Raw genomic sequence first — 26969 nt, forward strand, 5'->3', positions numbered from 1 at the left:
AGCTCCTAACCGAGGCTGACAGCGGTGAACCCGGTGGCGCCGTAGATGGAACCGGCCGGTGGGTTTCGGGTCTGAGTTCGGTCGCCGTAGTCGAACAGCAGCAGAGAGGCGGTGGCGGTCGCGGGGATGTCGTACACCAGGGTCTGGACCACGCTGCGCCTGCCGTACCGATCCTTGGACACCTTGGGCGGGCCTGACATGCCGGGGTCGGCCGGGAACTCCCGCCCGGCGAGGTCGACCAGCGGCGTCTCCCCGCCGGGCACGTCCTTGAGCGGGACTTCCCTGGCATTCGTGCCGTACGTCCCGGCGGAGCCGTACATCTCCGCGGAAGGAATCGCGACCTCGAAGGTCGCGGAGACGAACTGTCCCCTGGCCTTTTTCACCGCCCCGCCTCCGTATGGTGACTTGATCGCGGGGATGCCCTTCCGAACCTTGGTGACCTTGAGCCAGACCATGGGGCCCGGGAAGTCCTTGAGGGAGACGTCCTCCCCGACGGGCGCCGCCCGGCGGATCGGGAAGGCGCCGTTCATGGGGAGGTTCGTCACGTCGATCCGGGGCTTGGGGATTCGCGGCATGTCGCGACATTTCGGGCCGGTCGCCCCAACCGCCACCACGGTGAAGTCAGGACCGATACCAGGCCCGACGAGGTCGTATGACCGCGTTCGCGCGTACTCCCTCGCCAGGCGTTGTGCCCGTGCCACGGACTCCCTGCGTTCCCTCTCGAACTGGCGAAGCCGTTCCAGCGCGATCTGGTCGGCTTTTTCCTGAGTGAACGAGTGAGCCCAACGACGCGTTCGGTCGCAGCCGTCCTCGCCGTGGGCGGCGGGAACCATCGCGACACCGAGCGCCATGACGCTCAACACCGTCACGTCGGCCACCTTCCGGGGAGGCCTGAAGATCACGAGCGGCCACCGACCGCGTCGAGGAGGGTCCGGCCGAGAACGGCGCGTGCCTCCACGGCCGGGTGCGTCGCACCGTAGTCGTCCTGGTCGTCCAAGCCGACGGCGAAGAACGCGAACGTCAGCGCCGGGGCACCGGCGGAGTCGAAGACGATGCCCACCTCGTGCCGCCGGTCGTTGTACGCGCCGTACTTCGCGGCCACCCGGGCGCGCTCCTGGGAGGACATGTTGCGGCGGACGCCGTCGGTGTATCCCGGTTCCGACCACCGCATGATCTCGAGCAGGAAGTCCGCCGACTCCGGCGACACGATCGTCTTCTGGGCCAGTCCGGTCAGCAGCGTGTGCATCTCCCGGGGTGTCGTCGAGCCGTGGTTGAAGCGTCCCGGGTGCTCCGTGTCCGGCGCCACCCTGGTCTTCTGGAAGCCCTTCCGCTGAAGGATCCCGTTCAGCTCATCGGCGGGCAGCACGCGGGCGATCAGCGGCAGCGCCGAGTCCTCGGAGAGCAGCAGCAGCGTAGTGATCACGTTGGCGAGGGTCAGGGCGTCGCCGTAGGTCTTCTGCAGGTGCCACATGCCGCTGTCGCCGGCGCCCGCGACGATGGCGTCGGCCGTGAGCTCGACCTTCTGATCCATCCGCAGCTCACGGCGGTCGATCTTGTCCATCAGTGCGACGGCCATGGCGAGCTTGTTGACGCTGGCGGCACGGACCTCCGTATCGGCCCTTTCGTCGATGACCGTGGTCTGCCCGCCACCGGCTGCGGTCATGGTGACGAGCGAGCACCATGTGCCGCCCGCCTGCCGGGTCTCCCGGGCGTAGACCTGCCTGATCCGCTCGGGCGAATGCGGCTTCGCGCCGCCTTTCGTCTCCGCGTCGGCGGGACGGACGCCGGACAGTCCGGCCGACACGCTCGCCGCCGTGACGGCGAGCCCGCCGCGCAGGAACACCGACCTGCTGATCCGGTTCTCGCCCACCCATGCCTCCCAGCGCCGTTGTCGATCATGTCTCCGCCGACCGATACTGCCACGACCGCACCGCTAAAAGATCTTCATGCGACGCATCACCGGCGCTGCGGGGCCTCTGGCGGCTCAGGCACCGATGGTCGCCGCCGGAGTGAGGGCCACCCCTTCATCGGGAGCCGGCGGTGCGCACCCTTCCGGCGGCCGCGACGCGGAGCCCTGAGGCCAGCCGGCCGAAGTCGGCGTCCGGCCACCGTTGTTCGATCGCCCTGACGAGCGCGACGACCAGGTCCCGGCCGTGGATGCCGTGCCCGGGTCCGCCGTCGCCCGGCAGCCGCCGCCACAGGTCGTTGATCGCCTCGAGGTACAGGTCGGTCGGCCGCACGGTGTTCGCCTGCCGGAGCAGGTCGACCACCGTCGCGACCGGCAGCCGGCCGACGTCGTCGCGGAGGCGCAGGAGGACGAGCCGGTACAGCTCCGGGAAGGCGGCGACGGCACGGAGGCATTCGCCGTAGACGGCCGCGCGTTCCCGGTCGGACGCGTCTCGCGTGTGGTCGAGCCGCGCCAGCTGGTAGGCGGGCAGGATCAACGTCTCGTCGTCCGCGGCCCAGCGGATCCGGTCGCCCAGGGCCTGGAAGGAGGGCACGGACTGGAGGAAGAGCAGCCCGAGGCGCCAGTTCGGCAGGAACGCCATCCTCCTGACGAGGAACCCGATGTCGCTGGTGGCGGGCACCCGAAGGTCGTAGGAGACGATGGGATCGCCGGAGAGGTACACGTCGTAGTCGGTCGTCTCCGGTCGTGAGCCGGGCGGTGAGACGGCGAAGGCGTCCAGCACGGACACCGCGGAGCCGTCCTCCCGGCTCAGGCGGATCCGGAGGTCGTCCGTCAGGTTCACCGTGACCCGGAGGGTCATCACGATCCCATCCCACTCCGACGGCGACAGCTGCGCCCGCCAGAGGTGACTCAGCTGGACCCAGCGCTCCACCACGGCGGCGCCAGAACCGGGGAACATCTCGGCCACGGTGATCCCCTCGCCGGAGAGGAGGACGAGGAGGACGGTGAGGTTGGCCGAGTAGGCGGCGAGACGCCGCGTGACCGGATGCCCGGCCGGCTCGTAGCCGGCGTACGACCTGCCGCCGTGCGGGTAGAGGGCGCCGTCGAGGAGCTCCAGCAGCAGCGTCCTGCGGGGGTCGTGATCGCCTGCCGGGGTCCGGTGGAGCAGTTCCCCCAGGAAGCCGACGATCGGCGCGCGTTCGGCCACGCACGCGAAGGACAGGACCGCGAAGAGGAAACCGTCGTCGGGCCGGCCGCTGGCCGCCGTCGAACGCGCGCTCATGACCTCCCGGACGGCGACCAGGTCGCCGAGGGCGCGGGCGGTCAGCCAGGCGACGAGGAACTCCCCGAAGGTGGGGTGCAGGAACTCGTAACTGCGTGTCCGCTGGTCGCGTACCCGGGCCTCGGAGCGGTGGATGAAGAAGAACCGGCTGGTGACCTCCTGCGCCGGGCTGAGCGCCGCCGCGTCGCGGGAGGCGGTCGCCGCCCGCTCTGGCAGCAGGACGGCGAGGTCCCGGTCCAGGTCGTCCTCTGAGGCGGTCTGCCGGCCCCGGGCGAACATGGCGGCCGCGGCGACGGCCAGCCGCTCCAGTTCCGCCTCGGCGAGCCTTCGCTGGGCCTCGGACGGCAGGGCCGCGTTGTGCGGGGACTTGCGTATCTCGCGGAACGCGAAGTCCATCAGCAGGGCCTCGTACAGCCCCGCCTGCCCCAGGGCGGTCGTACCCGCCTGCTGCAGTGCGTTGTCGTTCGCGTCGAAGATGGCGAGCAGGAGCAGGAGGAGCGGCTGCCGGGCGAGCTCACGATGGGCCAGTACGGTCTCGGCCGGCAGCGTCCGCCGCGCCCGCGCCTGGAGGATGTCCGCGTTGTGCCGGTTCCAGACGTCCAGCCAGTACCGCACCTGATCGTCGCTGAAGGGCTGGAGCTGCAGCGCGATACAGCCCGCCGGATACCGTACGCGGTCGGCGACCACGGTGCGGCTCGTCACGATGACGGCGATCGGGTGACCGATCGCGAGCTGCCGGCGCTGCAGCTCGCGTACCTGCTCCAGATAGTCGTACCGGTTGACGCCCGACGCCTGCAGCATCTCGTCGAAACCGTCGAGCATCACGACCGGCAGTGCCCCGCCCGCCGCGTCGAGGAGGTCGGGCAGGGTCGCCCGTTCCCCCGACTGCTGGTGGATCGCCTGCTCGATCTGTTCCTGGATCAGGGATTCGGCGGCGACGTCCCGCAGCTCGACCCGGATCGGCAGGAAGTCCTCCTCGGGGAGCCGCGCGGCGAGGATCTCGGTGAGTTTGGACTTGCCCGACCCTGGTTCGCCGAGGACGACGAGCGGGGTCTGGACCGCCCGGGGTGAGGTGAGGTAGCCGGAGAGGAACGCCTCGGCGTAGGGCGTCGGCTCCTGGCGCTCCCACCACTCCTGGCCCGCGGGGATGTCCCCCGGCCGGACCTCCGCCACCTTGCAGCGTGGATTGACGTACGCCTCGCCGAGCGTGGGCAGGACGACCCCTTCGGGCGTCCGGCCCGCCGCGACGATCGGCTCGGCGAGTGCCGCGCGGTAGCTCCGCAGCAGGTGGCGTCGCGGCCGGTCGCCGGGCCGGCTCGCCGCCATCTCGGTGAGGATCCGGCCCACCTCGGACAGTCCCGCGCCGAGCGCGTCGACCCGGGTGAGGTTGGCCCAGACCTCGAACTCGCGGTTGTCGGCGGCCAGGCGGCGGAACGCCTGTTCGTAGCCGCTCAGGGCGGCGGACGGTACGGCCATGACCGCCCGCGTCAGGCGCGTGCGTTCGGGGCCGGTGAGGTCGTCCCAGACGGCGACGCCGCGGATGAAGGTCGTGAGCCGCCTCGACATGAGCTCGTAGGTCGCCGTGATCGCCGCCCGGGTGCGCTCGTACGGCACGTGCGGCTCCGGCAGCGGGAGCCTGTCGTTCACCAGTCCCTCGAGCAGCTCGGCGCCCCCTCGCGCCGGAGCGCCGCCGGTCGCGGTCGCGACCCGCTCGGCGGCGGTCAGCTCCAGCCGGTCGAGCACGATCGGCAGGTCCGCCTGTTCGAGGGCCTCGAAGTAGGAGGACACCACGAGGACGGCATGGGCCGCGGCGAGCCGCTGCGTCCGGTCGAAGCGGGAGAGCCCGTTGCGCCGCTCCGAGATCCGGCGCACGGTCTCGTGCCCGAACCTGACGATCTCCTCTTTCAGGTCGAACAGGTTGAGGGGGGCTGACACGTCGTGGCCGGTGGCCGCCGCCGCCACCGTCCACGTCGCGAGTCCCGCCGCGGCCAGCCGGTCGACGATGCCGACCAGGCGGCTGTGTCGGGTGCCGAGAATCTTCAGGGCGTCGGCGTAGGTCAGCGACTCTGCCACACAGGCTCCTGGTATGAGGGGGACGGTGCTCCCACGGGGACGGGGCTCCCATCATCACCCAGGGAGCCGGAGGTTCCCACGACGGCGAGGACGCCGCGTCAGTGGCGGTCGCCCGGGTCGTCGTACTCGATCCGCGAGGCGGGCTGGAAGGGCCCGCTGACGATCTCGCGGACGAACCGGCCGCCGCTGAGGATCTCCTCGGCGGAGACCTCGTACGTGAAGTCCTGACCGGGCTGCAGCACCCGGGTGCCGAGCACGACGGAACGCTGGGCACGGTAGATCGACGCCCAGGGCGAGCAGTAGTACATCGACCCGGTCCGTACGATGTCGCCTCGGTACAGCGCCGCGTTGATCTGCTCCTGGACGCGCAGCGTCTTGGCGGGGTCCGGGTCGTGCCGCCACATCTCGTCGATCGACCGGATGGCCTGCGCGTCGCTCGTCCAGCGATGGAGGGAGCCGGGGTCGCTCAGGCACCAGGGGTCGAAGCCCAGGGCACCCGGAGGAGGCAGCCGGTCGCCCACCGCGCCCCCGCCCATCACGCCGCGGCCGTACGTCGTGAGCAGGGTGGGCATCGCGAGGAGCTGGCCCAGGTGGTAGTACGCGCCCAGGGCGTGCTGGAGCCGCTGCTCGATGATCTCGTGCAGCTCCTGGCCCGCGCCGGGTTCGAAGACGTGCGCGGCGTAGTCGGCGGCGGACGACGCCTCGGCGGCGATCTGGCGCAGCCGGGACAGGTCGGCGCGGTGGCCGTCGTGAGCGCACGCGACCTCGAAGGTGCCCAGGGCGACCTCGGCGTGCTCCCGGACGGCCTCACCAGCCGCGATCATGGCCTGCAGGTGCGGCGCGGGGCAGGGCTCGATCTCGATCCAGCCGGGCAGGTCGGCCGGCAGTGTCATGGCGGGGTCCGGGCGGTAGTCCGGGTTGGCCGCGGCCTGGCGGCTCAGCGAGAGCCAGCCTTCGACCTGGCCGAAGAACGCCCAGACCTGCTCGGCCGTCACCCTCGGGAGGTAGCCGACGGTGCGGGTGTCGGCCCGGTAGTCGGCCTCGATCATCTTGTCGCCCAGGGTCTGCAGGACGTACGCGTTCCAGGCGTACAGCTGCTGGGCGGCCGCCGCGACCGGGGCGTCCCAGGGGTCGATCCCCTGGGCGGTCAGGTCACGGCGTACGGCCTCGGCCTCGTCGAGCGCCCGGTAGACCGCGACCCCGGCCTTCTGGATCGACTCGATCGTGTTCGCGGGGACCTCTTTCTTGAATCCCGCGACCACGCGTGTCAGTAGGCCCGGATTGGCCGTCATCGCTCTCCCGTCATGCCCGAAGGTGCTCTTCGCCGTCCTTCGACGTGGTCAGGACGGGTCGCGTTCCATGATCGGAAATAGACGTGGCGGGGCCGAAGCGGCCCCGCCGTCCGTCATCCGTCCGTCAGCCCGTCAGAGGCGTCGTCGTCACCGGCTGCTTCGACGCGCTCTCCTTCATCCACTTGGTGAAGGACAGCTGCCAGTAGCCCCAGCCGTTGTTCCACTCGAGGTCACGCGTCGTACCGCTGATGACGATGACGTCGCCGCGGTTGCTCAGGTTGAAGAACCACTTGGCGCCGGCGGGCGTCTGCCGGACGCAGCCGTGGCTGCAGTTGCTGTGCCCGAGGCAGCCGTACTCGCCGGGGCTCTCGTGGAGGTACTCGCCGCTGTTGCTGATCTGGACGTCCTTGTAGACCAGCTCGTGGTAGTACCCGGGCTCGCCCTTCTTGATGTTCGGCGAGGTCATGGTCACGACGGGCTCCTTGCCCATCGCGAGGTGGACGCCGCTCGTGGTGCGGAAGTCGTTGCCGTGGGAGTCGCTGCCTCCCATGCCACCGCTCACCTTGATGGTCTTGGCGAGCTTGCCGTCGACGTAGACCTTGCTCACGTGTTTCTTGAGGTCGACCTTCGCGATGTGGGACGCGCCGATCGAGAAGTTTCGGGTGACGTCCTTGGTGCCGTACACGCCGTTGGAGGCCCGGACGCCGGCCAGGTGTGCGACGAGGCTGACCTTGCTGTGCGCCGGCCAGTACGCCTTGGTCCGGTAGATGGCCTGCTCGCTGGTGATCCAGCGCCACGCGCCCTCCATCGGGGAGGTCGAGCGCACCTCCAGGGCCTTCTCGACCGCCGCGCGGTTGCTGACCGGCTGGTCGAAGTTCACGGTGATCGGCATGCCGACGCCGACGGTCTCCCCCGCGCTCGGCGTCACGTCGCTGATCTTCACCGTCGAGGACGCCTTGAGCGTCGTGAACTTACTCGTGGCGGTCGTGACCTTGCCCTTGGCGTTCTTCGCGGTGGCCGTCACGGTGTACGTGGCGCCGGGCTTGAGCGTCCACTTGGTGGTCCAGCTCTTCTTGTCCGCGGACAGGGTGCCGTCGACGGTGCTCTGGCCCGACTGCACGGTCACCTGCTCCAGGACACCGCTGCTCGCGGTGACCGAGACGCCCTTGTCCGGGCGGACCTTCTTGGCCCCGTCGGCCGGAGTGATCGCGGCCGCCGCGTCGGGGGCCTTGGCCTCCTTACCCGCCGTGGAGGCGCTCCCGCTGGATGAGCACGCTGCGGCCAGCGTGAGAGCCGCTCCGGCCGCTGCCGGCATGATCCATCGACCCGACTGCCTGATGCGCACTGATGACCCCACTTCGCGCAAAAGATGCGCGGCTAAGGAGGGCATGCCAAGAAGGTGCCGCCGCGCATCGTAAAACCCCGGTGATTCGAGCATCATAGTATCGATCATCGGCAATTAGCCCCGCAATCGGCACTTTCCATGCTCTTGACAGGAAATCGTGAGGAGATCGTCAGGGACCGAGCGCGATGGAGACGGGCTCGAGATAGGTGCGCAGGCCCTCCGGCCCCATCTCGCGGCCGAGGCCGGACTGCTTGAAACCACCGAACGGCGTGCCGAACGCCTGCGGGAAGCCGTTCAGGCTGACCATTCCGGTCCGCAGCCGCCGGGCGACGCGCAGCGCCCGCTCCGCGTCGGCGGACCAGACGGACCCGGACAGCCCGTACATCGAGTCGTTCGCGATGGCGACGGCCTCCTCCTCTGAGGAGTACGGGATCACGGCGACCACCGGGCCGAAGATCTCCTCGCGCGCGACGCGCATGGCATTGGTGACGCCGGTGAGCAGGGCCGGATTGACGTACCAGCCGTCGTCCAGGCCGCCCGGGCGCCCGCCGCCCACGACCGTGGCACCCTCGGCCCGGCCCGTCTCGACGTACCCCTCGACACGCTTCCGCTGCACCTCGCTGACCAGCGGGCCGATGTCGGTGTCCGGATCGAACGGGTCGCCGACGCGCAGGCCGGCGAAGGCGGCGGCGAGCGCGTCGGTGAACTCTCGTTGTCGTTGATCCGGGACGAGCACGCGGGTCTGCGCGATGCACGCCTGGCCGTTGACCATCATCGCCATCGGCATCAGGCCGCGCACGACCGCGCCGGCGTCGGCGTCGCCGAGCACGACGGCGGCGGACTTGCCGCCGAGCTCCAGCGTGACGCGCGCGATGCGGTCCGCGCACAGCGCCATGATGCGGCGGCCCGCGGCGGTGCTGCCGGTGAAGGCCACCTTGTCCACCAGCGGGTGCCGGACGAGGTGCTCGCCCACCTCACGCCCGGCCGGCAGCACACTGAACGCGCCCTCGGGGAGGCCCGCCGCGGCAAGGGCGTCGGCGAGCAGGTAGGCGCTCAGCGGGGTCTCCGGCGCCGGTTTGAGGATCACCGAGCAGCCGGCCGCCAGCGCTGGGGCGACCTTCAGCGCGGGGGCGCTCAGCGGGCCGTTCCAGGGGGTGATGGCGGCGACCACGCCGGCCGGTTCCTGAACGACCAGGCTCCGGTTGACGCCGTCCTCCCGGATCTCCTCGAGGGGCTCCCGCTCGATGAGGTCCGCGTAGTAGCGCAGGTGGCGGATCGGGTTCGGCACATGGGCGCGCTCGGCGAACCAGCGCGGGCAGCCGAGCTCACCGGTGAGAAGGTCGACCGCGGCGTCGCCGAGCCGCTCGATGTGGTCCGCCGCGGCGCGGAGGACGGCGGCGCGCTCGGCGGGCGCGCGGTGGCGCCAGTCACCGGCGGCGAACGTCTCGGCGGCACGTGCGACGGCCGCGTCGACGTGGGCGACAGTGGCCGGCCGCACCTCGCCCACGGGCTTCCCCGTGGCCGGGCTGCGCACCTGGGTGACCGCGCCACCGCCGGACTCGTCCCAGACGCCGCCCACGAACACCCCTGGCCGGTGATGAATGCCGGAGCCTGTCATTTCGCGCCCTCCACGGCCTGCTCGCTCGGCGGGGAGGCCGCATCGACCCTCCCGGCCCGCCAAATCTATGCGTATCATATTCCTACTATTTGCCCGCCGGAAGGGAGCGCTCGTGGTCACCGCCGCGCTGGTCATCGACATGCAGAACGGGTTCTGCCGCGCCGACGGATCCCTCCCGCGCGCCGGGTTCGGGCTGCCGCGGATCGACACGGTGATCCGGAACAACGCGGCGATGATCGACGCCGTACGCGCGGCGGGGACGCCGGTCGTCTTCACCCGGCACGTCTTCCGGCCCGACCTGGTGGACGTGCCGGCCCGCATGATGGCGGCCCTGCCGCCGGGCACGACCCCGCTGGTCCGCGGCAGCCGGGACGCCGAGATCGTCGCCGAACTCGCCCCGCTGCCCGGCGACCGCGTCATCATGAAGAACCGTTACGACGCCTTCCTCTACACGGACCTCGAACTCGTCCTGCGGCTGATGGGCGTCCGCCGGCTGCTCGTGAGCGGCGTCGTGACCAACGCCTGCGTCGAGGCGACCGTACGCTCGGCCGAACAGCGGGACTTCGAGGTGTTCGTGGCCGCCGACTGCACCTCAGCCCCTGGAGCCGCCCACGAGGCGGCCCTCGCGTCGATGGGCGTGTTCGCGACGGTCGGCCCCTGGCGGGAGCTCCTCGCCGGTTTCGCGCCCGCCGACGCCATGGCCTGAACCGCCTTCACGTGCGGGGAAGCGCGATCGGCACCGCCTCCCCGCCCTCCGGGGTCTCGAATCCGATCCGTACGGGATGGCCCGCCCGCAGCCCGGCCGGGTCGATGTCCTGAACCTGGACGGTGATCCACGGCCCCTCCTCCAGTTCCACGACCGCGACGACCGTGTCGGGGGCGTCGCGCCCCGGGATGACGGTCCACGTCACGATCTCGCCGAGACCGGAGGAAGGTCTCCAAACCGGCGGTGACGTCGGGGCTACCGGATCGATCGCCGCGGCGGGCGGGAGATACCGGCCGCTCGCGGCGGACCAGCGCAGCAGCAGGACACCCTGTGCCGCTGCGTCGAAGAACTCGGCGGACTCCTCGTCCCGCTTGATCGGTGCGATGGTCATCGCCCGTCACCTCCCTCGGCGTTGGGGCTCAGCAAGAGCGTCGAGTGGTAGTCGACGACTCCGCCGTTGCCGCTGACCAGGACGACCTCGGCGCCGTCCACCTGCCGCACCCCGCCGTCGCCGCGGGCCTGGATGATCCCTTCGGACAGCGGCGTCATGCCCCACATGTAATAAGAGGAGAGCTGGCCGCCGCCCGTGTTCGTGGGGTGGTCGCCGCCCGGGGCCAGCGCGCCGGAGGCGGCGAACGCGCCGCCCTCCCCCTTGGCGCAGAATCCGTAGTCCTCCAGCGAGACCACGGTCGTGTAGGTGAAACAGTCGTAGATCTCCCGGACGTCGACGTCCGCCGGGCCCAGCCCCGCCATGGCGAAGGCGGCCGCTCCGGACGCCGCGGCACCGGTGACCAGCCCGAACTCGCTGCCGCGCCCCATCGGGTGGCCGGGGTGGCCCTGCCCCCAGCCGAGCACGTACACGGGAGGCCGGCGCAGGTCGCGGGCCCGCTCGGCGCTCGTCACGATGACGGCGATGCCGCCGTTGCTGACCAGACAGCAGTCGAACAGGCGCAACGGGTCGGCGATCATCCGGGACGCCTGGTGGTCCTCCAACGTGAGCTTCCGGTCCTTCATCTGGGCCCGCTCGTTCAGCGCCGCCCACTGCCGGGCGGCCACCGCGACCGCGCCCAGTTGCTCACTGGTCGTGCCGTACCGCTCCATGTGCCGCCGGGCGGCCAGCGCGTACTTGGCGGCGGCGGTGTTCAGCCCGGCCGCGCTCGGCAGCCGGTCGAGGCTCGCCCCCGGGCGGGCGGCGCCGCTGTAGGCGGCGCCCGTGCCAGCGTCCTTGCGCAGCGGCGCGTCGGCGTACACGCACGCCACCACGTCGGCCATGCCCGCGTCGATCGCGAGACCGGCGTACTGCACCATGCCGCCGGCCGACGAGCCGAAGCCCTGCATCGCCGAGAGCAACCGCAGGTCCCGCAGACCGAGCGCCGCCTGCAGCGGCGGGCCGATGTCGCCGCCCACGCCCGGGTTGATGAGCAGGCCGTCGATCTCGGCGAGGCCGACGCCGGCGTCCTCGGCGGCGAGGGCGACGGCCTCGACCGCGAACCCCATCGCCGTACGGCCGTACACCTTGCCCATCTCGGTCATGCCGAGACCGGCGATGGCGATCCGGCCGGACAGGTTACGTGCCCGGTTCATCGTGCTCCTCGCGTCGGCAGCGTCACCCGGACCGTTCCTGGGCCGACGGTGACGCCGGCCGAGTTCTCGCACCACAGTTCGAGGTCGACGGCGCCGGGGGCGTCGTCACCGCCGACCGACGCGACGCGCCCGCGTACCCACGTCGTGTCACCGACCACGTTGAAGGCCCGCATCCGGAAGCCCTTGATCCCGCGGATGGTCCCGGCCGGGCCGATCCAGTCGCGTACGGCGCGCTCCCACATGCCCAGCAGCAGGCCGGTGTTGGCGTACATCTCCGGGGCGCCGGTGGCGCGGGCGTACTCGGTGTTGTGATGGATGGAGTTGAAGTCGCGGTTGGACCCGGCGGCCATCACGAGCCGGTACACCGTCAGCGGATACGCGACGCCCGGCAGTTCCTCGCCCTCGCGTACGTCCTCGACGTACCGCTGTCTCATGGGCGCGTCCGGTCCGGGTGTCCCGATCGTTTCTTCCGTGGCCGTGTCCGAGCCGGATGTCTCTTCCGTGGGTGTGTCCGGCTCGGCTGTCCCGGTCGGTCCCGTCATGACCGTTCCCCCTTCGGCTCATAGGCGTACGTGCCGGTGCGCTGCCGCGCGACGACCTCACCGGTGTCGGTCACGATCTCGCTCTCCCAAGTCAGAAACGCGCCGCGGCCGACGGAGGTCTCCTTGGGAAGGCACCGGACCAGCCTGCGCCCGCGACGGCCGATCCGTTCCCCCGCCACCACGGGGCGCAGGAAGTCGAACTCGATGTCCGTGGCGAAGAACCCGGTGGTCCGGGGGCCGATGGGCATGTCCTGGTTGTTGATGGGGCTGTGCACCGGCTGCGCGTTCCGGTCCGCGGAGTCGAACAGCGTCTCGCCCGGCCGCCACATCGGCGGGATCGCCCACCCGACCACACCGGTGTAGGGCATGGTCACATCGGCGAACCCGTGCTCTCGCGCGGTCTCCGGGTCGGTGTGCAACGCGCAGTCCAGCTCCAGCGGTTCGAGGAACCGCCGGATCGCGCCACGCTCGACCACGTCGGCGCCGTAGACCGTCCGGCCGTCGGAGAAGTCCTTGCCGACCGCCTCCTCCACCGGCCGCCAGGCCTTCCTCCAGTCGTCGTGCGCCGGCCGTTCGTCGCTCACGTCAACACCCCTCGTTCGGTCAGCTCGCGCACCCGGGCCTCCGGGTACCCGAGGATCTCCCGCAGTACGAACTCGTTGTCCCGGCCGAGCGTGGGCGCCTGCGCGGACCCGGCCGGGCGTCTCCGAGAGCACGTAGCGCGGCCCTTCGACGACCGTCTCCCCGTGCAGGGGGTGCGGCAGCCGGACCAGGTGCCCCCGGTGCCGCAGTGCCGGATCGGCCGCGAAGTCGGCGGGGTTCGCCGACAGGTGCGCCGGGACGCCGGCCGCCTGCAGCAGCTCCTCCACCTCCCGCGCCTTCCGCGACGCGGTCCACGCTCCGACCAGCCGGTCGAGCTCGGCCGAGCGGGCCCGCCGCGGCGGCGGTCGCCAGGTCCGGGTCGGCCGCGAGATCCGGACGGTCCATCGCGTACGCGAGGCGCGCCCACTCTGCGTCGTCGCGGGCGGTCAGCGCCACGAAGCGGTCCCGGCCGTGCTCCGGCAGACACGGGTACACCCCGTGCGGCGCGAAGACCTCGTCCGCGTTGCCCCTCCGCCCTACGACGGTGCCGTCGGCGAAGTAGCGCGCGCAGTACGGAGACAGGAAGTAGACGCCGGACTCGACCTGGGAGACGTCGATGTAGCATCCCTCCCCCGTCCGCTCCCGGCGCTCGAGCGCCGCCAGCAGCGCGACGAGCCCCAGCCGCGGGGCCACGTAGTCGGTGTAGGGCCCGAACGTTCCGACGGGCGGTTCGCCCGGGAAGCCCACGAGATTCTGGAAGCCGCTCAGCGACGCGCCGGTGCTGCCGTACCCGGCGAGCATCGCGTACGGGCCGGTCTGCCCCATCAGCGAGGAGCTGAGCATGATGAGCCGGGGGTCCCGCGCCCGCAACGTCTCGTAATCCAGGCCCCAGCGGCGCATCAGGCCGGGCGAGAACGACTCGATGACGACGTCGGCCCAGGCCGCCAGGTCGCCGGCGACGGCTCGCCCGTCCTCCGTGCCGAGGTCGAGGGTGACGCCGTGCTTGCCCGCGTTCACGGTGCCGAACAGCGCCGAGTTGTCCCGGCCCGGCACGCCGCCGTGGAAGGGCGGCATGAGCCGTGACGTCTCGATCCGCCGCGCGGACTCCACACGGACCACCTCGGCTCCGAAGTCGGCCAGCGCCCGGCCGACGAGCGGCCCGGCGACGACCCAGGACAGGTCGAGGACCCGCAGTCCCGCCAGGGCGTCGCCCACCCGCCCGGCGGTGGCTTGGAGATCGCCCGATTCCGCAGCGAGGCGCCGTGCGCCGTCCGCTCGGCCGGCGATGGCCCGCGGGTGGGTGGGGCTCTGCGGGCCAGCGGCGCCCGGTTCGGCGGGGATCTGCGCGTCAGCGGCGCGCAGGCCGGCAGTGCTCTGCGGGAGCGCGGCGCTCGGCGGGCCAGCGGCACGCACGTCGGCGGAGCTCTGCGGGCCGACGGCGCCCGGTTCGGCGGGGCTCTGCGGGCCAGCGGCGCCCGGTTCGGCGGGGCTCTGCGGGCCAGCGGCGCCCGGTTCGGCGGGGATCTGCGCGTCAGCGGCACGCAGGCCGGCAGTGCTCTGCGGGAGCGCGGCGCTCTGCGGGCCAGCGGGGCGCGGGTGGGCGGGGCGTGGCCTCGGGGTCGCCGTCCACTGCGCCCGTACCTCGGCGGTGTGCTCGCCGGGCAGCGGCGCGGGGCGTCGTACGGAGGGAAAGGACGAGCCGGTGATGTGCGCGAACCTTCCGGGAAGGGTCGTGGCCCGGTCGCCGTCGCCCACCGTCGACCAGAATTCCCGCTCCGCCAGTTGGGCGCTGGCGGCGATGTCGTCGATCTCCGCGATGCCGACGCACAGCAGCCGGCGTTCCAGGGCCGCGTCGAGGACCTGCGCCTTGGTCCTGGTGGCGAAGAAGGCGCGGATGTCGGCCCGCGCGGCGGCGATATCCTCGCCGGTCAGTTCGCCGGACTCGATCCGCTCGGGCACGCGGCGCCAGTCCCACTCGGCGAAGCGTGGCTCGCAGGCGTCTTCGGCGCGCAGCCACGCGAAGAAGTTGTTCGTGAACCCGCCGGACGCGGGCCCCATGGCGAGGTGGAACTCGATGACGCCGTCCCGGCAGGCCCACTTCTTCATCGCGCTCGACGTCGCCGCCCCGCTGCCGCTCTGGTCGGTGCGCGCCACCGGTTGCTTCTGCCATTCGGGCTTCTCGTCGCCGACGGCGTCGGCCAGCACCCGGCCCAGGGTGGTCACCCCGAGCGACGCCTGGACGGACACGTCGACGAGCTGTCCCCGGCCGGACAGGTACGCGATGAGCGCTCCGGCGGCGGCATCCGCGGCCGCGTGCAGGTAGGCCTGCCGAACGCTGATCCGCAGCGGCGGGCCGTCGCCCTCCCGGTGCGGGTCCAATGGCCCGCCGGCGGCCCACAGCACCAGGTCGCTGTCGGCGTAGCCGGCCTTGGGACCGCTGAGCCCGAACGGCGTGATCGCCGCGTGGACCAGGTGCGGGAACCGGCTCCGTACGCGCTCGGGGTCCAGTCCGTGCACGGCGAGCCGGTCGAGCGGCCAGGAGGTGACGAGGATGTCGGCCGCGGCCAGCAGCGCGTCCAGGTCGGCGCGGCCGTCCGGCGACGCGAGATCGAGGGCGACGCCGCGCCGGTTCGCGGCGTAGGCGTCCCAGTAGAACGAGCGACCGCCCAAGGCCGACGGATCGCCCACGACTGACGGACCGCCCCCGGCCGACGGCGACCGCTCACGCGCGGTCGAGCCGCCAGGCGACTCCGCCTGCACCGTGTGGGCGTCCCGGAAGAACGACCGGCCTGCGGCCGACGGCGGCTGCTCACGTGCGGTCGAGCCGCCGGGCGACTCGAGCTGCACCGCGTGGGCGTCCCCGAAGAACGACCGGCCTGCGGCCGACGGCGGCTGCTCACGCGCGCTCAAGCCACCAGGCGACTCCGCCTGCACCGTGTAGGCGTCCCGGAAGAACGACCGGTCCCCGGCCGCCGGCGGCTGCTCACGCGCGCTCAAGCCACCAGGCGACTCCGCCTGCACCGTGTAGGCGTCCCGGAAGAACGACCGGTCCCCGGCCGTCGGCGGATGCTCACGCGCGCTCGAGCCGTCGGGCGGCTCGAGCTGCACCACGTCGGCGCCGAGGTCGGCCAGCAGGCGGCCGCACAGGAGTCCGCGTTCGTCACTGAGGTCCAGGACCCGGACGTGTTCGAGCATGTCAGCGCCGCTCCGTCCGCCGGCCGTTCTCGAAGATTGCCGAGGTGCCGGCGAACCGCTCGGTGAGGAACGGCGACGAGCCCGGAGCGCTCGTCATGCCGCCGTCCACCGACAGAGTCTCGCCGGTCACGAATCGGGAGGCGTCGGAGGCGAGGAACAGCACGGCCTCGACGACGTCCTCCGGGCGAATCGGGCGGTCCATCCACGCGGTCGCCGCCATCCTCTCCGCCGCGCCGTCCAGGTCGGCGGCGTCCCCGGTGGCGACGTCGGCCATCATCGCGGTCACCGTGGCGCCGGGCACGACGGCGTTCACCCGGATCCGGTCGGCCCGCAGCTCGGCCGCGGCGGACCTGGTCAGCCCGATCACCGCGGCCTTCGCGGCGCTGTAGGCGTGGGGGCCCTGGCCGCCCGTCAGGCCAGCCGGGCTGGACGTGGAGATGATCGAGCCGGAGCGCAGGGGGCGCATGACGCGGGCGGCGTGTTTCATGCCGAGGAAGACGCCCCGGAGGTTCACCGCGAGGGTCCGGTCCACCTCGTCCATGTCCGCCGTCGCGATCGGGCCGATGGCGCCGAGGACTCCGGCGTTGTTGAACATCACGTCGAGGCGGCCGAACCGCTCGACGGCCGTGTCCACCAGCCCGCGTACGTCCGCCTCGTCGGCGACGTCGGCGGGCCGCATGATGAGACGGCCCGCGGACTCGGCGGCGATCCCGGGCGGCCGGCCCTCCCGCAGGTCGCCGGCGACGACGGACGCGCCCTCCTCCAGGAAGCGCCGGACCGCGGCCGCGCCGATCCCCGACAGCCCGCCGGTGACGACGGCGACCCGGCCCGCGAGGACGCCGGAACGTACCGGCTCCGGCTCGCTCATGCTCCGCTCCCCGCTCGCCGCCGAGGCGCCTTCGGACGCCGTCCTCCCTCGTACGGCCGTCGTTTCCACCGCTCCACGGCGCCGCGCCGCTCCGGCTCGCTCATGCTCTGCCCTCCACTCGCCGCCGAAGCGCCTTCGGACGCCGTCCTCCCTCGTACGGCCGTCGTTTCCACCGCTCCACGGCGCCGCGCCGCTCCGGCTCGCTCATACGGGCCGTACCAGGCTGATCGCCATCTCCGGGCAGGCGTCCGCCGCGTCGGCGGCCTGGGACTCCAGGCCCGCGGGCACGTCGAACTCGGTGCCGCGCTGCTCGACGAAGCCTTCCTCGTCGTCGCTCAGCAGGTCGGGGGCGACGGTGTAGCAGCGGCCGTGCCCGGTGCAGCGGGCGGCGTCGATGCGAATCCGTTCGGTCACGGCGTCCACTCCAGGGGAAGACCGGTCAGTGTGAGCTGACCACCACGTTCGACCAGGTCGGCGCCTGGCTTGAGCCGGTAGTCCGGAATCCGGGCGTGCCACTCGCGCAGGACGACGGCGAGCTCCAGCCGGGCCAGGTGCATGCCGAGGCAGCGGTGCGGGCCGGCGCCGAAGCCGAGGTGCTGGTTGACCCCCTTGCGCCCGGGGACGAACCGGTCCGGGTCGGGGAACTTCCGGGGGTCCCGGTTGGCCGAGCCGATGCCCAGCCACACGACGTCACCCTCGTCCATCTCCAGGCCGTCGAGGTCCACCGGGCGGGAGGTCTCCCGGCCCGCCTGGATGACCAGCGGGTAGAGCCGGATGAACTCCTCCACCGCGGCCGGCCCGAGACCGGGGTCGTCGGTCAGGCTCCGGCGGTCGGCCTCGTTGCGGGCCAGGTGCCAGAACATGTAGCCGAGCGCGCTGCGCGTGGTATCCAGGCCGGCGAGCATCAGCGTCATGCAGATCGTCAGGATGTCCTTCTCCGGCATCTGCCGCTCGCCGACGTGGGCCTGGACGAGCCGCGAGACCAGGTCCTCCTTCGGATCCAGCGGTTTCACCCGGCGGAGGGCGACGAGATCGGCGAAGTACGCCATGATCCGCTCGGAGGCGGCGCGGGCCTTGTCCTGGTCGCCGCCGAAGAAGCCGCGGAACGTGTCGTCGGCCCAGGGCACGAAGAACTCCCCGTCGGCGGCGGGCAGCCCGAGCAGGACGAGGAACACCTCGGTGGGATAGCGGATCGCGAAGTCGGCGACGAAGTCACAGGTCCCCTTCGGCGCGAGTTCCTCGACCATCTCGGCGCAGCGCGTAGTGGCGAAGGGCTCGATCCGGCGGACGGCGGCGGGCGAGAAGTACGGGTTGATCACGCGTCGCATGTCGGCGTGCTCCTGCCCGCCTAGCCGCTGCGGCAGCAGGTCGATGCCCTTCTGCGGATTGAGCGCGCTGGTGACCTCGTTGGTGAAGGTATCCGGATCCTGGAAGCCGGCCAGCACGTCGTCGTAGCGCGTCAGCATCCAGAATCCGCGCTCGGTCTGGTCGTTCCAGTAGAACCGGCTCTTCTCGCGCTCCTCGTCGAGCAGCGCGTAGTGGCCGGTGGGCGCCGTCGCCGCCCGGTAGTCCGTGTGACTTACCGGACACGCCCCGATCCGCTCAGACATCGGCACGGCTCCTATCATCTATTTCGGACACGTTGCCACCAGCAACGAATAAAAGTCAATAATCATGCGCATGGTTTTAACCCTGGCTAGGCGCGCGTGCCGCGCCAGGCCGTCGTGCCGCCGTCCACGGCGTAGACGCCGCCCGTGATGAACGACGCGGCGTCGGACGCCAGGAAGCAGACGAGCGCCGCCACCTCCTCCGGCCGCCCCATGCGGGGGATCAGGTGGTTGCCGGACATCTGCCGCTCCTGTTCCGCCCGGTCCGCGGCGGCGTCCAGGTGGCGGCGGCTCATGGGAGTGTCGACCGAGCCGGGGCAGTAGCAGTTGCACCGGACGTCCGGCGCGAGCTCGATCGCCATCGACCGGGTCAGCTGGATGACGCCGCCCTTGCTCGCCGAGTAGGCCGGCAAGGGATATCCCGTCAGGCCGGCGACGGACGAGGCGTTCACCACGGACGGGCCCCGGTCCGAGGCCCGCAGGTGCGGCGCGGCGTGCTTCGTCGCGAGCCACATCGCCTTGAGGTTCACCCCCATCACCGCGTCCCAGGCCTCCTCGGGGAGCGTCTCGAACGTCGCGCCCGGCGCGAACGCGTTGTCCAGCACGCCCGCGTTGTTCACCAGCGTGTCCAGGCCGCCCATCGCCTCCACGGCCGCGGCCACCATGACCTCGACCTGCGCGGAGTCCCGGAGGTCGACGTGGACCGCCACCGCTTCGGCGCCCCGTTCCCGTACTTCGGCGGCGGCCTTCTCGGCCTCCTCCACGTCGAGGTCGGCGAGGGCCACGTGCGCGGCGCCCTGCCGTGCCGCCTCGATCGCGATGGCCCGCCCCATCCCGGCCGCCGCCCCGGTGACCAGGAACCGCTTGCCCGTCATTCGTTCTCCCCTCGGCGTACGGCCGACCGCCCGGCGGCCGGCCGTACACGATCGTCGACGGTCAGGCCCGGTGGGCCGTCCGCGGACCCCGGATCGCCAGCGCGCAGACGGCGCCGAGCACCGCGATGCCGGCGCCGATCCACCAGCCCGTCTGGAAGCTGTGCTCGGTCGGCACGGCGATCGGCCCGGCCTTGATCACATGGGCGGTGAGGATGGCGGTGATGCCCGCACTGGCGACGGCCGCGCCGATCGGCCCCGCAGTCTGCCCGATCGCCGCCGCGGTGGCGACCTGCTCCGGACGCAGCGCCCCGATGAAGGTCATGTACGCGCAGGCGACGCCCATCCCGTAGCTGACGCCGAACAGCGCCGGCCACACCCACAGCTGCCACTCCGCGCCGTGCGCGACCGCGAGCAGCACCATGGAGAGGATGGCGACGACGAAGGACAGCAGGCCCAGCGCCCGGGCGGGCACCCAGCGGGCGACGGCGCCGGACACGATCCCGCCCGCCGCGATGCCGACGCACATCGGCACCATGACCATCCCGCCGAGCAGCGCGTCGTAGCCGAACCCGAACCCGGTCGACTTGGGAGCGGTCGCCATGGCGGGAATCGTGAAGTCCATGATCCACACCAGCATCGCGGTCAGCAGGAACACCCCCGCGCCGAGCAGGAAGGTCCGGTCGCGCAGCGCCCTCGTGTTCACCATCGGCTCGTCGGTCCGGTCCTCGATCGCCCACCAGGCGGTCGCGGCCACCACGCCGAGGATCAGCATCCCGAGCACCTTCGCCGAGCCCCAGCCCCAGTGCGGCCCCATGCTCAGCGGGATGAGGACGAGCGCCAGCGCGGCGCCGAGCAGGCCGCCGCCGAGCCAGTCGACCCGGCGGACGACCCGGTCCCCCGTGCCGGGCACCGCCGTGAGCGCCGATGCTGTCGCCACGAGCCCCAGCACGGCCAGCGTCCAGAACACCGCGTGCCAGCCGACGTGCACGGTCTCGGTGATCAGCCCGCCGAACACGAAGGCGAGACCCGCGCCCACCCCCTCGGCGCCGGCGATGCACCCGAGCGCGAGGCTCAGCGCGCGGCCGGACATGTTGGTGCGCACGATGGCCAGGGACAACGCGATCGCGCCGAGTCCGAACGCGCTGATGATCCTCCCGATCAGCAGCACCGACATGCTGGGCGCGACGGCGTCGAGAGCGGCGCCGACGGTCACCGCGCCCATCGCGACCGCGAGCATCATGCGCTGGCCGAAGATGGAGGCCAGCGGCGGGAAGATCCCGGTGGCGACCGCGCTGGCCGCGGTACTCGAGATGACGGCCCAGTTCAGCAGGGCCCCGGACGCGTGCAGTGACGCGCCGATGTTGGGGAGGACGGACAGGGGGACGATCGCCGAGAGGGTGGCCAGCACCACGCAGTACGCGATGGCGCCGACCATGACGATCGATGCCGAGAGACGTCGTGGCGCTGCCGCGACGTGGGCGGTTGAGGCGGTCATTTCGGATCCTCCAGGGGCGAGAGCGGAGTCTGCCGTCCGCTCGCGTGCACCCGGCGCCGGGGAGGCTCGGGCCGTCGCGACGAAAGAGGAGCCTGATCCCCCGAAGGCTCCGGAAAGGTGTTGATGGCGAATAAAGTAGCCATATCATGCGACTGGTTTCTTTGTGACGTCAAGGTTACGACGGCGACAACCTGAGGACCTTCCCGAGAGGGGTCGATCCGTGACCATCGAAGAGCGTCTGCGGCGCGTCGAGAGCCGCCTGGCCCTGCAGGAACTCGCGGCCCGCTACTGCCTCGCCATCGACGACCGGGACTACACCGCGCTGGCCGCGCTGTTCCACGCCGAGGCCGTCATGCCCATCGGCGGACGGGAGGTCCACGGCCGCGCCGCCGTGGTCGATGCCCTGCGCGAACGGCGCGGGGAAGGCCGATCGGCGCACACTCCCGACGCGTACGTCCTCCACGAGCTGGGCGAAGACCATGCGACGGGCACGGTCCTCGCCCACGTCGAGATGGGCGTCGGCGACACGACGCACTTCGGCGCCCTCCGCTACGCCGACCGGTACGTACGGCAGGGCGACGACTGGCTGTTCCTCCGGCGCGAGATGACGGTGATCCACATGGGACCGTGGCCGGACGTCGCCCGCTCGCTGACGTCCTGAGCCGTACGGGCGGGCCTTAAATATGAGCATGTTTTGTGGTTAACTCGTCCCCGCGTCACGGTCAGCGACCGGAAGGAGTCCCCATGGCCCGTCCCGCCGGGATTCAGGCGGCCGAGTTCGACGTCGTCATCGTCGGAGCCGGATTCGCCGGGCTGTACGCGGTGCATCGCCTCCGCGGCCTCGGGCTGTCGGTGCGCTGCTACGACGCCGCGAGCGGCGTCGGCGGCACGTGGTTCTGGAACCGCTATCCCGGCGCCCGGTGCGACGTGGAGAGCATGGACTACTCCTACTCGTTCTCGCCCGAGCTCGAGCAGGAGTGGAGCTGGACCGAGCGGTACCCCGCCCAGCCGGAGATCCTGCGCTACCTGAACCACGTCGCGGACCGCTTCGACCTGCGCCGGGACATCCAGCTCGAGACCAGGGTCACCGGTGCGTCCTTCGATGAGGCGGAGGGCCGATGGGAGGTCCGTACGGACCGGGGCGACCTGGCGCGGGCCAGGTTCGTTGTCATGGCCACCGGATGCCTGTCGGCCGCGCGCATCCCGGACTTCCCGGGGCTCGACTCCTTCCAGGGAGCGACCTACCACACCGCCGACTGGCCCCACGAGGGCGTGGACTTCACCGGAGAACGGGTCGGCGTGATCGGCACCGGCTCGTCGGGCACCCAGGCGATCCCGCTGATCGCGGCCCAGGCGGCGCACACCACCGTGTTCCAGCGCACCGCCAACTTCAGCCTGCCGGCCCGGAACCGGCCGCTGGACCGCGAGTACGAACGCGCGCTCAAGGCGCGGTACCGCGAGCACCGGGAGTTCGTCCGCTACACGCCGAACGGCACCGCGCGTCGCAACAACGACCGGTCGGCGCTGGAGGTCCCGGCGGAGGAACGCCGGGCCGAGTACGAGTCCCGCTGGCAGGAGGGCGGCGGCGGCTTCATCGGCGCCTTCAACGACCTGCTGAAGAACGAGGACGCCAACGACACCGCCGCCGAGTTCCTCCGATCGAAGATCCGGGAGATCGTGCGCGACCCGAAGGTGGCCGAGTTGCTGACCCCGCGCGGCTTCCCGGTGGGTTCCAAGCGCGTGACGGTCGACACGGGTTACTACGCGACGTTCAACCGGCCCAACGTCACGCTCGTCAGCGTCCGTTCGGCACCCATCGAGGAGATCATCCCTACCGGCATCCGCACCGCCGAGGCATCGTACGACCTGGACGTCATCGTCTTCGCGACCGGCTTCGACGCCATCACCGGGGCCGTGCTCGCCATGGACCTCCGCGGCCGGGGCGGCCTCCGCCTGCGCGACAAGTGGTCGGCGGGCCCGCGAACGTATCTGGGGCTGGTCACCGCCGGCTTTCCGAACCTGTTCCTCGTCACTGGCCCGGGCAGCCCCTCGGTGATCAGCAACATGGTGGTGTCCATCGAGCAGCACGTCGACTTCATCGCCGACTACCTCGTCCACCTCGAGAAGAACGGCCTCACAGTCACGGAGGCCGACGCGGCGGCGGAGGACGCGTGGATGGACCACGTCAACGAGGTCGGGGCCGGCACGCTCTTCGTCAAGGGCAACTCCTGGTACGTCGGGGCGAACGTCCCCGGCAAGCCCCGGGTCTTCATGCCCTATGTCGGCGGCGTCGGCGTCTACCGCCGCAAATGCGAAGAGATCGCCGCAAACGACTTCCCCGGCTTCCGCACCACCTGAGCCACCCGCACTCCAGCGCGCGGCATCCCTGTCGAGCTCCTTCGGCTTCGCCTCCAGGTGCGCACGGTTTAGGAATCCACCGGCGATCTAACAGCTCGATCGGGCCTGACCTGCGTCGGGTCATCTTCCGGTTGGGCGGAGACGGCCGTCATCCCGCGAATATCCCGCGCCGACGGCGGCCCCGGCTCAGTCGTCAGTGGCGACCCCTTCCACAAAGTAGTGAAGCCCTTCCTCTGGCGGTGGACAACCAAGGGTCTCGATGATGCGAGGCCACATCTCGGGCTTGACCTCGTAGCAGTGGACCATCCACTCGTCATCGTCCCGGTCGAACAGGTCTCGGATGCGGATCAGTTGGTGTCGAGTGATCGGAAGGGTCATCCGCAACCACTCGTCTTCGCTGTCGTAGGCAACGAGCTCCCATCCCATGTAGCGCTCCGTGGGTAGCCCGTGGCGTCGTATCTGTGCTTGGACACGGTAACGATGTCCCTGCGCCATCAGCTTGGAAAGTCGGTGCCGCTGATCGTTGACCAGCGGCGGCGTTGCTGACCTGCACCTTCTCCGGCGCTCTACGACCGTACGCGACCGTGATCGTCCGCTCTAACGGACACGCGTGCCCCTGAAGCTCACCGGAAGCAGCGCTCAGCGTCAGACAAACGGCGCGCGTGATTGCTATCAGGTCATCCAGACTTAGGGCAGCAACTGGATAGGAGAAGGGTGCCGATGTCTGGATCATGGCAGCCGCTAAGCGTCCGCCTCTCAGGCGAAGCGGCGGGACAGGTCTTGCACGAGGGGATTCCATCGCACCTAAGATCGTCACTCGAACAATGGATCGAGTGGGTGGCGACAGAGCATCTCGCGGAGCGTGCTGCCCTCCGTCTCCGCCTCGACCTGCCTCATGGCTGGAGCTGGAACCGTCTTCTGCTCCAAGATCCGAGCCTTCTACTAGACGTGGTCGACGCACTGTTGTACTTCCACCCCGGTCACCCGCCCACGGTCGTAGAAGACCAAGCCGCGCTTGAAATCATCGGAGAGAGACTTAATCAACTGCTCGTCGACGCGGGGTCTGCATACGAGGTTGCCAACGATATGTCAGGCCTTACTCGGCGGCTAGACGAGACTGTGCAACGGGCAGCGCAGTACGTTAAGCAGCATGCCGATGCCGATACACGGGATCATCTGCGAGCTGCTTGGACGGCTGCGTACGGGCTACATCCCGATCCGAGCAAGGCGTATGGCGAAGCGGTCAAGGCTGTGGAAGCAGCCTCCATCCCCGTTGTCGTACCGACCCAAGCGGGGGCAACGCTGGGACACGTTCTCGGCCAGCTAGATCGACAAAGCCACCTCTACGAACTCGCTATTACCGACAAGACACGTGCGGCCGCGTCGGTCGATGCGGCAGCTCATCTTGTCCGGCTCTTGTGGGAGGGGCACAGTGATCGCCATGGAGGTAGCTCGCTTAGCCGTCCCATCAGTCAAGAAGCAGCCGAGATGGCGGTACATCTGGCGACTACTCTCGTCCAGTGGTTCACCGCTGGATACGTCCGGCGCAGGCCATAGCCACCTACTGGGTCATCCCCTCCGCCGTCCCTACTTTGATCGTGGGTTGCTCGGGCCGTCGGCAGAGGGGATGACCCGGCTTCCACCTCGACCAGCCACTGACCACCGTGTGCAACGTGCCGCCTGGATTCATCCCCGAGCTTGAGGTCCCCGCCGGAGGCATCTCCTACAGAACCCCGGGCTGCCGTGTGATGCCTGGGACGAGCGGAGCGAGTCTGCCAGCGGCCCTGCGCCTACCCCAAAGAAGGACTCGGAGCCGACCTGAAACGTAGGGCCAGCCCTACAGGCTTGGACTGCGCGACCTTCCGCTTACGAGGAAGAGCGACGCCTCTGCTGGTGATGCCCCCGTCGAGGTCAGAGCCGGTCGGCGTGCGCTCGCGGCAGGCGGTGGTGGCTGTCATTGCTGTCACCGCTGCTGTCAGGCGACGTGACCGTCGACCTGGCTTGATACGGCTATCCGACCCATGTCACGTGACCGTTCCGGCCGACGTTCAGGCTGCTTTGACGGAGTGAGGTCCGACACTGACGATAATGTCCACATGTCCGCCCTGCGAGAGGGCCTGCTCGACACGACCAAACACCAACAAGTCTCGCCTAGGGAATAAGCGTGCTTGAGCAATCCGTCCTGCTAGATGAGTTCCACCGCCTCAAGTCCAATCTGGATGCTCAGAGGCGCGGCTACGCGCTGGAACAGCTCCTCGTGCGCGCTTTCCGCAAGGCGCATTTCAAGGTGCAACACAACCCTGGCATAGCCGCTCCCCGACAGACCGACCTGTCCGCTACCTACGGTGTCGACCGGTACCTAATCGAGGCTAAGTGGGAGGGAGAGCCACTAAACAGCGGTCACATCGACGATATGCGGCTGGCCAGGCTTGGGCGCACCGAGGGGTCGGTTGTTGGCGTCATCTTCAGCGTCAGCGGCTTTCGTGACAGCGCCACCCAGGAAGTCGTCGCCAGGCGCGAACGTTCAGTTCTTCTCTTCGGTGAGCCAGAACTAGAACGCATCCTCGCCAACCCTGACGAGCTACTTCGACTGCTGCGGGTGAAGCGAGATGAGCTCGTCATTCACGGGCGTGCCCATCTGGACGCGTCGGAGTCATCCAAGCGGAAGGCTCCACGTGAGTCGCACGACCTTCCTGGGACGGCCGTTTCCCTGCTCGACGCCGGCGGGCAGCCACTGCCTTACGTAAGTTCCGGAGGGCAGTTCGGACAGTTCTCCTTCGTCCAGACCCTGGCCGACATCGACTGGGGGTTTGGTGCCGGCTTCGGGGTCACCCTCGACATCCCCATCCGGGTATACAACGCCGAGGGCATCGTGGAACTGCTCCACGAGATGCACCGCATGGGGTGGGTCACCGACCAGCCCCGCTGGAACATCCAACAGGCGCACATCAACTGGCATGGCGTCGGTGCTCGTTCGTTCGTTGAGACGCTAAGGGACTGGCAGAAGCGAACGGAAGCTTCGCAGCAGCCTCACCACACGGAAGAGATCACGTACTACGACGTCTGCGCGGGTGGGTTCTTCACCCTCACGGCAGGCGTCGCCTACCACGAGACTCGTGTGGCCTCTCACTGCAACGTCTCTTTCCAGTTGGCTGGCGTTCCTCTGGATACCTACCCGATCAAGCACCTGTATGAGACGTTCAACGTTATGGGGGCTGCCCACTTCCGGTCTCTCAACGCTCCACTTGCCAGGAGGTACTGGCCTTCACCAGATAACGCGGTTGCGCTTGAGGCTGTCGGCTTCGTCACGGAGCACGACGCTCCTGGTCTGGACGGGAACGAACGGGAGTGGGTCACCGGCATCGTGGTGAAGAACCCGTATGTCCGCGGCTCAGGCGCATCCGTTCCGGATGACTGGCCGGGTCACTTGGAGGACTCGGAGCTGCTGATCTGTGACCTGCGCTCGCATCATCCGCTTAACGAGCCGCGTAGTGACTACCGCCTGTGCGGCTGGGAACTTGCCTGGACCTCTGACGCGCTCGTGGCTCACATCGTTGCCGACTGGTTTGACCAGACCGATCGAAGTGCTGGAAGCCACAACCATGTCGAGAGCTCAAATGAAGCCGAGGTCTAGGGCC

The 26969-nt window shown here is 70.4% G+C and carries 20 protein-coding genes and 3 pseudogenes; 5 read left to right on the top strand and 18 right to left on the bottom strand.

All coding sequences use genetic code 11. The annotated features are described in order from the left end of the window. Positions 1-5: 5 nt before the first annotated feature. The 6 genes from ACYVF7_RS39900 to ACYVF7_RS39925 form a co-directional block, all read right to left on the bottom strand. Entirely contained in the window at positions 6-575 is a 570-nt protein-coding gene (locus ACYVF7_RS39900; RefSeq protein ID WP_460351025.1) for a hypothetical protein, read from the bottom strand. Between the two features lie 323 nt (positions 576-898). Then, complete coding sequence (locus tag ACYVF7_RS39905; RefSeq protein ID WP_460351027.1) at positions 899-1870, bottom strand: serine hydrolase; 972 nt, start codon at positions 1868-1870, stop codon at positions 899-901. 154 nt (positions 1871-2024) lie between these two features. Continuing rightward, positions 2025-5264, bottom strand: a complete 3240-nt coding sequence (locus tag ACYVF7_RS39910) for an NACHT domain-containing protein (RefSeq protein WP_460351029.1) — start codon at positions 5262-5264, stop codon at positions 2025-2027. 98 nt (positions 5265-5362) lie between these two features. Further along, positions 5363-6556: a hypothetical protein gene (locus tag ACYVF7_RS39915; protein WP_460351031.1), complete on the bottom strand. Its 1194-nt coding sequence runs from the start codon at positions 6554-6556 to the stop codon at positions 5363-5365. A 124-nt stretch (positions 6557-6680) separates the two neighbouring features. After that, positions 6681-7871, bottom strand: coding sequence for a L,D-transpeptidase (locus ACYVF7_RS39920; protein ID WP_460351033.1), 1191 nt, complete (start codon positions 7869-7871; stop codon positions 6681-6683). A gap of 199 nt (positions 7872-8070) precedes the next feature. After that, positions 8071-9519, bottom strand: coding sequence for an aldehyde dehydrogenase (locus ACYVF7_RS39925; protein ID WP_460351035.1), 1449 nt, complete (start codon positions 9517-9519; stop codon positions 8071-8073). 112 nt (positions 9520-9631) lie between these two features. Here ACYVF7_RS39925 and ACYVF7_RS39930 point away from each other — a divergent pair, with 112 nt between their 5' ends. Further along, entirely contained in the window at positions 9632-10225 is a 594-nt protein-coding gene (locus ACYVF7_RS39930) for a cysteine hydrolase family protein (protein ID WP_460351037.1), read from the top strand. A 7-nt stretch (positions 10226-10232) separates the two neighbouring features. Here the strand turns inward: ACYVF7_RS39930 and ACYVF7_RS39935 are convergent, their stop codons facing one another. The 5 genes and pseudogenes from ACYVF7_RS39935 to ACYVF7_RS39955 all read right to left on the bottom strand — a co-directional run. Then, on the bottom strand, positions 10233-10616 hold the full coding sequence (locus ACYVF7_RS39935; protein ID WP_460351039.1) for a Zn-ribbon domain-containing OB-fold protein: 384 nt from the start codon (positions 10614-10616) through the stop codon (positions 10233-10235). After that, positions 10613-11809 carry a thiolase C-terminal domain-containing protein gene (locus ACYVF7_RS39940; RefSeq protein ID WP_460351041.1) on the bottom strand — a complete coding sequence of 399 codons (1197 nt, stop codon included), beginning with the start codon at positions 11807-11809 and terminating at the stop codon, positions 10613-10615. The genes ACYVF7_RS39935 and ACYVF7_RS39940 overlap by 4 nt, the downstream gene beginning before the upstream one ends. Then, positions 11806-12243 (bottom strand): hotdog family protein, encoded by a 438-nt coding sequence (locus tag ACYVF7_RS39945; RefSeq protein WP_460351043.1) that lies wholly within the window; start codon positions 12241-12243, stop codon positions 11806-11808. Before ACYVF7_RS39945 ends, ACYVF7_RS39940 begins: the two co-directional genes overlap by 4 nt. 104 nt (positions 12244-12347) lie before the next feature. Next, positions 12348-12935 carry an FAS1-like dehydratase domain-containing protein gene (locus ACYVF7_RS39950; protein WP_460358370.1) on the bottom strand — a complete coding sequence of 196 codons (588 nt, stop codon included), beginning with the start codon at positions 12933-12935 and terminating at the stop codon, positions 12348-12350. A gap of 153 nt (positions 12936-13088) precedes the next feature. After that, positions 13089-14148, bottom strand: a pseudogene (locus ACYVF7_RS39955) (CaiB/BaiF CoA transferase family protein); the annotation flags it as partial. Between the two features lie 81 nt (positions 14149-14229). On the opposite strand from ACYVF7_RS39955, the pseudogene ACYVF7_RS39960 reads away from it, so the two are divergent. After that, positions 14230-14415, top strand: a pseudogene (locus tag ACYVF7_RS39960) (hypothetical protein); the annotation flags it as partial. Between the two features lie 177 nt (positions 14416-14592). Here the strand turns inward: ACYVF7_RS39960 and ACYVF7_RS39965 are convergent. The 6 genes and pseudogenes from ACYVF7_RS39965 to ACYVF7_RS39990 form a co-directional block, all read right to left on the bottom strand. Further along, a pseudogene (locus ACYVF7_RS39965) lies at positions 14593-16128 on the bottom strand (CoA transferase); the annotation flags it as partial. 1 nt (position 16129) lies between these two features. Continuing rightward, positions 16130-16996, bottom strand: a complete 867-nt coding sequence (locus ACYVF7_RS39970) for an SDR family NAD(P)-dependent oxidoreductase (protein WP_460351045.1) — start codon at positions 16994-16996, stop codon at positions 16130-16132. Positions 16997-17200: 204 nt separating this feature from the next. Beyond that, positions 17201-17410, bottom strand: a complete 210-nt coding sequence (locus ACYVF7_RS39975; protein WP_460351047.1) for a ferredoxin — start codon at positions 17408-17410, stop codon at positions 17201-17203. Next, the gene (locus ACYVF7_RS39980) at positions 17407-18606 is read right to left on the bottom strand and encodes a cytochrome P450 (RefSeq protein WP_460351049.1); all 1200 of its coding nucleotides are present in this window, start codon (positions 18604-18606) and stop codon (positions 17407-17409) included. The genes ACYVF7_RS39975 and ACYVF7_RS39980 overlap by 4 nt, the downstream gene beginning before the upstream one ends. An 86-nt stretch (positions 18607-18692) precedes the next feature. Continuing rightward, positions 18693-19478, bottom strand: a complete 786-nt coding sequence (locus tag ACYVF7_RS39985) for an SDR family NAD(P)-dependent oxidoreductase (RefSeq protein ID WP_460351051.1) — start codon at positions 19476-19478, stop codon at positions 18693-18695. Positions 19479-19539: 61 nt separating this feature from the next. Continuing rightward, a complete protein-coding gene (locus ACYVF7_RS39990; RefSeq protein ID WP_460351053.1) occupies positions 19540-20973 on the bottom strand; it encodes an MFS transporter in 1434 nt (477 codons plus the stop codon). A gap of 220 nt (positions 20974-21193) precedes the next feature. Here ACYVF7_RS39990 and ACYVF7_RS39995 point away from each other — a divergent pair, with 220 nt between their 5' ends. Both ACYVF7_RS39995 and ACYVF7_RS40000 read left to right on the top strand, forming a co-directional pair. Beyond that, positions 21194-21634, top strand: a complete 441-nt coding sequence (locus ACYVF7_RS39995) for a nuclear transport factor 2 family protein (RefSeq protein ID WP_460351055.1) — start codon at positions 21194-21196, stop codon at positions 21632-21634. Between the two features lie 83 nt (positions 21635-21717). After that, positions 21718-23331 carry a flavin-containing monooxygenase gene (locus ACYVF7_RS40000; RefSeq protein ID WP_460351057.1) on the top strand — a complete coding sequence of 538 codons (1614 nt, stop codon included), beginning with the start codon at positions 21718-21720 and terminating at the stop codon, positions 23329-23331. Positions 23332-23517: 186 nt separating this feature from the next. On the opposite strand, the gene ACYVF7_RS40005 is transcribed toward ACYVF7_RS40000, so the two are convergent. Then, positions 23518-23757 (bottom strand): hypothetical protein, encoded by a 240-nt coding sequence (locus ACYVF7_RS40005; RefSeq protein WP_460351059.1) that lies wholly within the window; start codon positions 23755-23757, stop codon positions 23518-23520. A 1738-nt stretch (positions 23758-25495) separates the two neighbouring features. On the opposite strand from ACYVF7_RS40005, the gene ACYVF7_RS40010 reads away from it, so the two are divergent. Beyond that, positions 25496-26965: a hypothetical protein gene (locus ACYVF7_RS40010; RefSeq protein ID WP_460351060.1), complete on the top strand. Its 1470-nt coding sequence runs from the start codon at positions 25496-25498 to the stop codon at positions 26963-26965. Positions 26966-26969 lie beyond the last annotated feature (4 nt).

The sequence above is a fragment of the Actinoallomurus acanthiterrae genome (assembly GCF_054775715.1).